Origin of the sequence: Ornithinimicrobium sp. (genome assembly GCF_035267225.1) — a bacterium.
In the GTDB taxonomy this organism is placed as follows: Bacteria; Actinomycetota; Actinomycetes; order Actinomycetales; family Dermatophilaceae; genus Ornithinicoccus.
The window spans coordinates 77,986-86,472 of sequence record NZ_DATFMA010000052.1 but is presented as its reverse complement, the minus strand read 5'-3'; the positions used below and the strand labels follow the sequence as shown (position 1 = coordinate 86,472).

Below are 8,487 nucleotides of genomic sequence, written 5' to 3'. Positions count from 1 at the left end.
AGGAGTCGGCCGCCACCAAGACCCAGGAGGAACAGCAGCAGCAGAGCCGGGAGGCAGAGCCATGCTGAGCCGCATCGCCGAGTCGCTGTTCTGGATCGGACGCTATCTGGAGCGCGCCGAGGACACCTCGCGGCTGTTGGACGTGCACGTTCAGCTCCTCCTCGAGGACCCGGTGGTCGACGAGGAGCTCGCCTCGCAGGCGCTGCTCGCCGTCATGGGCGTCGACGCGACCGAGCAGGCGGACCAGGCCTCCGTGATGCGGCTGCTCGGATGGGATCCGCAGTCGCCCGCCTCGATGGTCTCGGCCTTCTGGGGTGCTCGCGAGAGTGCACGGCGCTCCCGCGAGGTCGTCTCCACCGAGGTGTGGGAGGCGATCAACACGACCTGGAACATCCTGCAGCGCGGTCACATCCAGCGGGCCCGCCCCGCGCAGGCGTGTCAGACCGTCCGCGAACGCTGTGCGGTGATCTCCGGGACCGCCGACTCCACGATGAGCCACGACCAGGGGTGGCAGTTCCTGGTGCTGGGGCGCAGCCTGGAACGCATCGACATGACCGCGCGCATGATCGAGGCCGCCGCCTACAACGCGGACTCCCCGCAGGCGTGGCTGACGACGCTGCGAGCGTGCGGGGCGCACCACGCGTTCGTGCGGACCTACCGCGGCGCGGACTCCGACCGCGAGGCTGCGGAGTTCCTCCTGCTGGACCGACTCTTCCCCCGCTCGCTGCTGTTCTCACTGAACCGAGCCGAGTCCGCTCTGGTCAACCTCGACGTCGGCGAGCGCCGCGCCGGGTTCACCGGAGACGCCATGCGACTGATCGGTCGCGCCCGAGCCGAACTGGAGTACCAGCCCTTGTCGGAGATCTTGACCGACCTTCCCGCCCGGATGACGGCGCTGCAGAAGACGTGCAGCGAGGCGAACGACGCCGTGGCCTTCCGCTACTTCGAGGGCGCGGCCTCGGTCACCTGGCAAGCGGGGGTGAGGTGAGCCGATGATGCTGCGCATCGTGCACAAGACCGGCTACGAGTACGCCGGAGCGGCCAGTGCGTCCTACAACGAGGCACGGATGACCCCGCGCTCGACGCTGCACCAGCAGGTACTGCATACCCGGATGGACATCTCGCCCTCGGCGTGGACGCACACCTACAACGACTACTGGGGCACCACGGCCACCGCCTTCGAGGTCCACGACCGGCACGAGTCGCTCACCGTCACCTCCGCCGCCACGGTCAACGTGCAGCGGCCGGTGATCGAGGGTGAGGGGATGTCGTGGGAGCAGATCCGACACCCCGACACGGCCGGTGAGCACAGCGAGTACCTGCAGCTCGGCGCCCAGGTGGAGCCGCCGGCCGATCTGCTGGCCGTCGTGCGGCAGATCGCGACCGACTCAGCCACTCCCGCCGACTGCGCCCGCGAGGTGGTCGACCTCATCCACCGTGAGATCGCCTACGTCTCCGGTGCTACCGGAGTGCGCACTCTGGCCGCCGAGGCCTGGGAACGTCGTGAAGGGGTCTGCCAGGACAAGTCCAACCTCACCATCGGCTGCTTGCGCGCCGTCGGCATCCCCACCTGCTACGTCTCCGGCTACCTGATGCCTCCGCGCGAGCCCGAGATCGGCACGACCTACCGCGGCGAGTCGCACGCGTGGGTGAGGTACTGGGACGGCCTGTGGGTAGGAGCGGACCCGACGAACGCCGTGCAGCCGGGCAACCGCCACGTCGAGGTGGCCCAGGGACGCCAGTACGCCGACGTGGCTCCGCTGCGCGGCATCTTCACCGGCTCGGGCACCTCGAAGATGTTCGTCGAGGTGGAGCTGACCCAGCTGGCCTGACGCCAGAGCCACCCGGAACAGCAGCGGCGACCACGGCTCGTTCCCGCCGCGTTGTCTCAGGCGATCTGCATCAGTGCGGTGTGGTCGTCCTCGGGAAGCGGGCCCTCGGTCACCGCCGTGACGGCGAGGCTGCCGAACCGGACGTCCCCGGAGTGGGTCGTCATGAACGCCGTCTCGGCCGCATCGGTGCCGGTGGCGATGCGCACCAGCGACGAACGAGGGGCCAGGCGCGTGGGGTCGACCACGTGCCAGGCGCCGGCCACCCAGGCCTCGACCACCGCGTGAAAGTCCATCGGCCGCAAGCCGGGAGCGTAGGCGCTGACCAGGCGGGCCGGGATGCCTCGCGCCCTCAGCAGGGCGAGGGTCAGGTGGGCGAAGTCACGGCACACCCCCCGACGAGCCACGTAGGTGTCGCTGGCGCCGTCCGTCACCCGGGAGGAGCCGACGATGTAGGCGGTCTGGGTGGCCACGTAGTCGCGCACCGCGTGGAGCATGGCGACATCCTCGTCGCCGTCGCGCGCGTCGTCGGCCCCGACGGACCGGGGGAAGAGAGCTCGCGCCGTGCCCTCCAGCCGGTCCGTGTCGGCGTAGCGGCTCGGCCGCAGGTAGCTGATCCGTTCTCCCGGACTGAGGGCGGTCGCCGCCCCCCCACTGCCCACTGCAGCGTGGTACTCGAGCACGAGCTCCCCGGCCGGAACGCCGGTCAGCAGGTGCCAGCGGGCATCGCCGGCGCCGGGCACCTCTTCGCGTTCCAGCTCGCGGCCGTCCACGCGGATCGTCAGCTCTTCTTCGAGAACGGAAGCGCTGCGGGCGACCACCACGGACAGCGCGAGCTCGGCGGTCGACCTGATGGTGGCGGTGATGCGGGCGGTCACGGTGCGATGCATCCGCACATGCTGTCACCTCACCACGGGCGCAGCCGACTACCGTCTGCGCCGTCCGACCGCTACCGTGTATCGACTTCGATCAAGGAGGATCCGAATATGAACGTCCTGTGGGGCCTCGGTGGCATGGTGGTGCTGCTGGCGCTGGCTTTGCTGTTGTCGACGAACCGGCGCGCCATTCGACTCCGGACCGTCGGGGCCGCTCTGGCCCTGCAGCTCGGCTTCGGCGTCATCGTGCTGTACTGGTCGACCGGGCAGTTCGCCCTCGAGAAGGCCGCCCTGGGCGTCCAGGCCGTGATCAACTCCTCCAACGCCGGTATCGAGTTCGTCTTCGGCCCGGTCCTGCCCGAGGAGGGCCTGGTCTTCGCCTTCCAGGTCCTTCCGGTCATCATCTTCTTCGCGGCTCTGACCGCCGTCCTCTACCACCTCGGCATCCTGCAGCGCGTCGTCGAAGGGCTGGGCGGCGCCATCGCCAAGCTGCTCGGCACCCACCGGGCGGAGTCGGTGAACGCCGCAGCGAACATCTTCGTGGGTCAGACCGAAGCGCCGCTGGTCATCCGCCCCTACGTCAAGGGCCTCTCGCGCTCGGGGCTGTTCGCCGTCATGGTCGGAGGCCTGTCGACCGTGGCGGGCTCCGTGCTCGTCGGCTACTCGCTCCTCGGGGCGCCGTTGGAGTACCTCATCGCTGCCAGCTTCATGGCCGCTCCCGGTGCCCTGCTGATGGCCAAGATCGTCATGCCCGAGCAGCCCCACGTCGAGGTCGACCAGACGAAGAAGGCGCCACAGGAGGAGAAGGTGGCGGCCGGGTCGGGTTCTGGCGGCTCGGGAGCGGCCAGCTCTCGTTCCGGTGACCGGGACGACACCGTGACCGACGACGGGTCCGGCACCGAGGAGCACCGAGACCAGGACGAAGAGCACGAGGACGAGCCCGAAGGCCTGGACGAGATGCAGTACCGCAACGTCATCGACGCGGCTGCGTCCGGAGCCGCCGATGGCCTCCGGCTGGCGCTGAACATCGGGGCGATGTTGCTCGCCTTCATCGCGCTCATCGCCCTCATCAACCTCTTCATCGGCCTGGTGGGCGGCTGGTTCGGCGCCGGCGACCTCACCTTCGAGAAGATTCTCGGCTATGTGTTCGCGCCGATCATGTTCGTCATCGGCGTCGGTTGGGACGAGGCCGTGCAGGCGGGCAGCTTCGTCGGGCAGAAGATCGTGGTCAACGAGTTCGTGGCCTTCGCCGACTTCGCGCCGCAGATCGACTCGTTCAGCGAGAAGACCGGGGCAATCATCACGTTCGCCCTGACCGGCTTCGCCAACCTCGGCTCGCTGGGCATCCTGCTCGGTGGCCTGGGCGGAATCGCGCCGGACCGGCGCCGCGACATCGCCGAGCTGGGCTTGCGCGCGATCGCGGCCGCGACCCTGGCCAACCTGATGAGCGCGGCCATCGCGGGCATCCTCATCGGTTGACACCCTTCCCACGGTCGGGGCCCATGCGAGCAGTCACCCTCCCCGAGTTCGGAGACGCCGACGTCCTGACGGTGCGGGACGACGTGCCGCCTCCGCAGGCCGGCCCCCGGGAGATCGTCATCGACGTCGTGGCGGCCGGGGTGAACCGGGCCGATGTGATGCAACGGATGGGCGTGTACCCGCCACCGGATGGTGTCTCCGAGCTGCCCGGCCTGGAGGTCAGTGGCACGGTCAGCCGCGTCGGCGAGGCAGTCAGCGCGTGGAACCCCGGCGACCAGGTCTGCGCCCTGCTCGCGGGGGGTGGGTACGCCGAGCAGGTCGCCGTCCCGGCCGGTCAGGTACTGCCGGTGCCGAGCGGGGTGAGCCTGCGTGACGCCGCGGCCCTTCCCGAGGTGGCCTGCACGGTCTGGAGCAACGTGGTCATCGAGGCGGGCCTGAGCCGCGGGCAGACCCTGCTGGTGCACGGAGGGTCCAGCGGCATCGGAACCATGGCCATCCAGGTGGGCCACGCCCTGGGAGCCACGGTGGTGGTGACGGCGGGATCGACGGAGAAGCTCCGCGCCTGCCGTGCTCTGGGAGCCGACGCCGGCATCAACTACCGGGACGAGGACTTCGTCGAGCGAGTGCAAGAAATCACCGAGGGCGCGGGGGCGGACGTGATCCTCGACGTCGTCGGGGCGAAGTACCTGGACGGCAACGTCAGGGCTCTGGCGCCCGGGGGACGGCTTGTCGTCATCGGCCTGCTCGGCGGCGTCAAGGGCGAGCTGAACCTCGCGCGGCTGCTCGGCAAGCGAGGTCGCATCAGCGCCACCAGCCTGCGGGCACGGTCGACGCCGGAGAAGGCGGCCATCGTCGGCGCCGTCCGCGAGCGTGTCTGGCCGCTCATCGAGGCAGGAACGGTGCGCCCGCTGGTGCACGCGACCTACCCGCTGGAGCAGGTGGCGCAAGCCCATCGGGCCATGGAGGACAGCCAGCACATCGGCAAGATCCTGCTCACCCTCTGACCGCGTTTCCCGTTCGCCTGGTCAGGAGCGCAGCCGCCCGGGAACGGGATCCGCCCCTGCCCCGCGGAGCACGGCAAGGATGCGCGAGGTGTCCTCGTCCATGTCCGCCAGGTCGTCCAGAGCGAACCACCGTGCCCGTCGCGCCTCCGAGGACAGCTCGAGGTCGGGGCGGTGGTCCACGACGACGCGGAAGATCACGTCCACGCTCTGACCCTCGGGATGCACACCCACCGCGACCTGGTCACCCGGGTCGATCCGCAAGCCCGTCTCCTCCAGAACCTCCCTGACCACGGCCTCGGTCGGGGTCTCGCCCGTCTCCAGCAGGCCTCCGGGCAGGCTCCAGCCGGCGCGGTGCGGCTGGCTCAGCATCAGCACGGCCTGGTCGTGCTGCACGGCACAGACCGCCCCCACGGTGTAGTGCGGCGTTCCGGCACGGACCAGGACCCGCTTCAGCCGCTCCGGAAGCCGCTGGAAGACGAGCAGGGCAGCGGTCAGCGCCTTGCGCTGCCACGCCGTCACGTCGCCCATGGCGTCAGTCCACCACAGGAACGGACCCGGCGTCCCCGGCGATGTCGCTCCACCATCGGTGCATGTGGCCTGCCAGCCACCGCGGATGCTCGAGCATCGGCAGGTGCCCGCAGTCAGCCGCCGGCACGAACCGCCACCCGGGGTTCTGACCGGCGATCCTGACGGCGCCGGAGAAGGGCACCAGCCGATCACGGGTGCCATGCACCAGCAGCACCGGCATCGTCAGGCTCGCGTAGGTCGCGTCGGTGGCCCAGCGGTGAGCCAGGTGCCACAGGATCGAGCGTGCCGCGTCGCTGTAGAACCGGTCCATCTCAGGATGCGTCACACGCCGCCGCGCCACGGGAAGATGTCGAGCCACCACGTCGGGGTCCACCCGCGCCGGGTCGACCGTGCACAACCGCAGGGTGTCCCCGACGTTCTGCTCAGGTGTGCGCCAGGAACGGCGGGCTCGAGCCGCCGCACGCCCGACGGCGGGAACCGCGTACAGCCCGGCGGCCAGGACCCCGCCGGGACCGGGCACCAGGCGCGCCGGCGGGACCGTGGGGTCCAGCAGGACGACGCCCGCGATGGCCGGCCGCGCCGAGGCCGCCCCCACGTCACCGGGCGGCGCCACCGAGCAGGCGTAGCGCGCGCAGATCAGGCCGCCCATGGAGTTCCCGACCAGCACCACCGTCCGGGAGAGGGAGTCCGCGGTCACCATCGAGACGAAGGAGGCGAGCAGCGCCGTGTTGTCTTCGACCGTCCCGCGGCGTGGTCCCGGGTCGGTGCGGCCGAAGCCGGCCAGGTCCAGCGCCACGCAGCGAAACCGGCCCAGCAGGTGCGGCACCACCGACTCCCAGTTCACGGTGGAGCCACCCAGACCGTGCACGAGGACGCACAGTGGGGCCCCGGGCTCGCTCGGCCCGCCGAAGTCGACCCAGTGCACCCGGGCGCCGAGCAACGAGGCGAAGGCTCCGGGTGGGAATGGCCCGTGCTCCTCGGTCTCCACCTAGCGCAGATCCTCGGCGACAGCACGGCCGGCGCTGCGACCGGAGTACAGGCAGCCGCCCAGGAAGGTGCCCTCGAGGCTGCGGTAGCCGTGCATGCCGCCGCCGCCGAATCCGGCGACCTCGCCAGCCGCGTAAAGCCCCGGGACGGGAGCCGCCTCGGAGGACTGCACCCGCGAGCGAAGGTCGGTCTGCAGACCGCCGAGCGTCTTGCGGGTCAGGGTGCGCATGCGAGCGGCCAGGAGGGGGCCGTGGTGGGGGTCGGTCAGCCGGTGCGGCTTGGCGGTGCGCATGAGCCGGTCTCCGCGGTACTCCCGGGCTGCGTTGACGGCGGACAGCTGGGAGTCCTTGCCGAACGGGTTGGCCAGCTGGGCGTCCCGAGCCGTGATGGTGCTCTGCAGCTCTCGCCGGTCGATGAGCGCCGAGCCGGCCAGGCTGTTCATCCGCGCCGCCAGCTCGGCCACCGAGTTGCCGGACACGATGTCGATCCCGGCCTCGACGAACGCACGCACCGGGGCGGGCACGTCCGTGCGAGCGCGTTCGATCACCCCGGGCACGGACCGCCCGGTCAGGTCCGGGTTCTGCTCGGACCCCGACAGCGCCCATTCCTTGGCCAGCATGGAGCGGGTCAACACCATCCAGGAGTGGTCGTAGCCCGTCATGCGCAGATGGCGCAGGGTCCCGAGGGTGTCGAACCCGGGAAAGTAGGGGGGCGGAAGCCGGGCCCCGGTGGCATCCAGCCACATTCCGGAAGGCCCGGCCAGCACCCGAACCCCATGCCCGGCCCAGACCGGCGTGTGGTTGCCCAGACCCTCCGTGTAGTGCCACATCCGGTCGCGGTTGACGATGCGCGCCCCCACCTCGGAGGCGACGCTGAGCATCGAGCCGTCAACGTATGCCGGCACCCCGGTGAGCATGTGCTCCGGCGCGGCGCCGAGCCGCTCGGGCCAGAACTCGCGGATCAGCGCCACATTGGCGCCGATGCCTCCGCTGGTGACGACCACGGCCTGGGCGCCGATCTCGAAGGAGTCGACCACGCTGCGGCTGCTGGCGGCCCCCCGCTCGGCCCGGTCGGTCACCAGCACGTCGCCGCGGACTCCGCTCACGGAACCGTCGGTGGTGAGCAGCTCGCGGACCCGGTGGCGGCCGAGGAGCCGGACTCGACCGGATCGCACGCCTTCGCGCACCGACCGCTCGAAGGGCTCTACCACCCCGGGCCCGGTGCCCCATGTCAGATGGAACCGGGGGACCGAGTTGCCGTGACCACGGGCCGTGCCGTCACCTCGCTCAGCCCACCCCACCACGGGGAAGAAGGACACACCCCGCTTGCGCAGCCAGCCGCGCTTCTCTCCGGCCGCCCAGTCGACGTACGCCTTGGCCCACGGCACCGCCCACCGGTCCTGGGCGTCCGGGCCGCTCAAGCGGTCGAACTCCGCGGACCCCTGCCAGTCCGACCAGGCCAGCTCGGCGCTGTCCTTGATCCCCATCCGCCGCTGCTCCGGGGAGTCGACCAGGAAGAGCCCACCGAAGGACCACCACGCCTGCCCACCCAGGTGGTCCGTCGACTCCTGGTCGAGCAGCGCCACGCTGCGACCGGCCCGGAGAAGCTCGCCGGTCGCGACCAGCCCAGCGAGTCCCGCACCGACTACGGCGACGTCGACCTTCATCTGCACACTCCGATCTGCGGAAGCGAAGAGCCGGGCTCAACGTATCGCGACCGCAGCGCAGGTCGGTGCCGCTCACGAGGAAGCGACCTCGCGCCGGGCGTCCCTCCGCGGTCGCCGAT

Annotated in this window: 8 protein-coding genes; 4 read left to right on the top strand and 4 right to left on the bottom strand. The window is 70.8% G+C overall.

Translation table 11 applies throughout. The features are described from left to right. Window positions 1-61: 61 nt before the first annotated feature. Both VJ976_RS04205 and VJ976_RS04200 read left to right on the top strand, forming a co-directional pair. Window positions 62-988 (top strand): alpha-E domain-containing protein, encoded by a 927-nt coding sequence (locus VJ976_RS04205; protein ID WP_324098861.1) that lies wholly within the window; start codon window positions 62-64, stop codon window positions 986-988. Window positions 989-992: 4 nt separating this feature from the next. Continuing rightward, window positions 993-1,832 (top strand): transglutaminase family protein, encoded by an 840-nt coding sequence (locus tag VJ976_RS04200; protein WP_324098860.1) that lies wholly within the window; start codon window positions 993-995, stop codon window positions 1,830-1,832. A gap of 56 nt (window positions 1,833-1,888) precedes the next feature. Here the strand turns inward: VJ976_RS04200 and VJ976_RS04195 are convergent, their stop codons facing one another. Further along, a complete protein-coding gene (locus tag VJ976_RS04195) occupies window positions 1,889-2,719 on the bottom strand; it encodes a transglutaminase family protein (RefSeq protein ID WP_324098859.1) in 831 nt (276 codons plus the stop codon). A gap of 96 nt (window positions 2,720-2,815) precedes the next feature. Here VJ976_RS04195 and VJ976_RS04190 point away from each other — a divergent pair, with 96 nt between their 5' ends. Both VJ976_RS04190 and VJ976_RS04185 read left to right on the top strand, forming a co-directional pair. Continuing rightward, window positions 2,816-4,183 carry a NupC/NupG family nucleoside CNT transporter gene (locus tag VJ976_RS04190; protein ID WP_324098858.1) on the top strand — a complete coding sequence of 456 codons (1,368 nt, stop codon included), beginning with the start codon at window positions 2,816-2,818 and terminating at the stop codon, window positions 4,181-4,183. 23 nt (window positions 4,184-4,206) lie between these two features. Next, entirely contained in the window at window positions 4,207-5,187 is a 981-nt protein-coding gene (locus VJ976_RS04185; protein WP_324098857.1) for an NAD(P)H-quinone oxidoreductase, read from the top strand. A gap of 21 nt (window positions 5,188-5,208) precedes the next feature. Here the strand turns inward: VJ976_RS04185 and VJ976_RS04180 are convergent, their stop codons facing one another. The 3 genes from VJ976_RS04180 to VJ976_RS04170 are packed head-to-tail and all read right to left on the bottom strand — an operon-like array spanning window position 5,209 to window position 8,368. Next, the gene (locus VJ976_RS04180) at window positions 5,209-5,715 is read right to left on the bottom strand and encodes an NUDIX hydrolase (RefSeq protein WP_324098856.1); all 507 of its coding nucleotides are present in this window, start codon (window positions 5,713-5,715) and stop codon (window positions 5,209-5,211) included. 4 nt (window positions 5,716-5,719) lie between these two features. After that, complete coding sequence (locus VJ976_RS04175) at window positions 5,720-6,703, bottom strand: alpha/beta hydrolase (RefSeq protein ID WP_324098855.1); 984 nt, start codon at window positions 6,701-6,703, stop codon at window positions 5,720-5,722. Further along, window positions 6,704-8,368 (bottom strand): FAD-binding dehydrogenase, encoded by a 1,665-nt coding sequence (locus VJ976_RS04170; RefSeq protein ID WP_324098854.1) that lies wholly within the window; start codon window positions 8,366-8,368, stop codon window positions 6,704-6,706. Window positions 8,369-8,487: the final 119 nt, after the last annotated feature.

Excerpts from the sequence above, each read along its gene's own strand:
- VJ976_RS04205 (WP_324098861.1), top strand. The coding sequence starts at position 62 with ATGCTGAGCCGCATCGCCGAGTCGCTGTTCTGGATCGGACGCTATCTG.
- VJ976_RS04200 (WP_324098860.1), top strand. The coding sequence starts at position 993 with ATGATGCTGCGCATCGTGCACAAGACCGGCTACGAGTACGCCGGAGCG.
- VJ976_RS04195 (WP_324098859.1), bottom strand. The coding sequence starts at position 2,719 with ATGCATCGCACCGTGACCGCCCGCATCACCGCCACCATCAGGTCGACC.
- VJ976_RS04190 (WP_324098858.1), top strand. The coding sequence starts at position 2,816 with ATGAACGTCCTGTGGGGCCTCGGTGGCATGGTGGTGCTGCTGGCGCTG.
- VJ976_RS04185 (WP_324098857.1), top strand. The coding sequence starts at position 4,207 with ATGCGAGCAGTCACCCTCCCCGAGTTCGGAGACGCCGACGTCCTGACG.
- VJ976_RS04180 (WP_324098856.1), bottom strand. The coding sequence starts at position 5,715 with ATGGGCGACGTGACGGCGTGGCAGCGCAAGGCGCTGACCGCTGCCCTG.
- VJ976_RS04170 (WP_324098854.1), bottom strand. The coding sequence starts at position 8,368 with ATGAAGGTCGACGTCGCCGTAGTCGGTGCGGGACTCGCTGGGCTGGTC.